Source organism: Variovorax sp. E3 (genome assembly GCF_016082275.1).
Classification (GTDB): Bacteria; Pseudomonadota; Gammaproteobacteria; order Burkholderiales; family Burkholderiaceae_C; genus Variovorax.
Genome location: NZ_MOWM01000372.1, coordinates 1 through 683 on the forward strand (window position 1 = coordinate 1; position 683 = coordinate 683).

The 683-nt window shown below is 74.8% G+C and carries 1 pseudogene; it reads left to right on the plus strand.

The features are described from left to right. Nucleotides 1-644 (plus strand): annotated as a pseudogene (locus BMG07_RS40925) (vanw family protein); the annotation flags it as partial. Between the last annotated feature and the right edge of the window lie 39 nt (nt 645-683).

Genomic DNA, 683 nt, shown 5'->3' on the forward strand with positions numbered 1-683 from the left:
CGCTCTGGGCTGTGAGCCTGCGCCGCGCGCTGTGGCAGCGGCTCTGGGCGCGGCACGCGGGGCGCCGGCAGGCGAGCCTGATCGACGGCCAGCGCTGGCTTGCGCTCGCATTCGCCGCGCGGCTGAAGCCGGCGCATACGCAGCTGGTGGTCGAGCAGTCGCTGCTGCCGCACCTGCAGCGCATCGGCGCGCTCGACGGCCGCCGCGTCACCGTGCTGGCCAGCGCTTTGCCGATGGCCGAGATCGAGCGCCGGCTCGATGCCGCCGCGCAATGCTGGCCCGACGACGCGACCTTGCGCGACTTTCGCGCCGATGCGGTGCTGGTGCGCGCCGAAGCGCAGGCGCTGGCTCGCGCCGTTGCCGTGGTCACGCCGCATGCCGACGTCGCACGGCAGCTCGAAAAGCTCGCGCCGCGCGCCGTGGCGACACGGCTCGACTGGGTGCTGCCCAAGGCCAATGCCAAGGCCGTGACGGTCGACCTCACGGCCCCGCCGCTCGTCGTGTTCGCCGCCAGCGCCTTGGCGCGCAAGGGCGCGCGCGAACTCGCGGCCGCGTTGCAGGGCTGGCCGTGCCGCCTGCGCGTGCTGGGCGGGCCGTCGGACGCGCGCGGCTCTGGCAAGGCATCGGCCACGTCGAGCACATGAACTGGCAAGGCGATGCGTTGGCGGGCGCCCGCGTCGTCG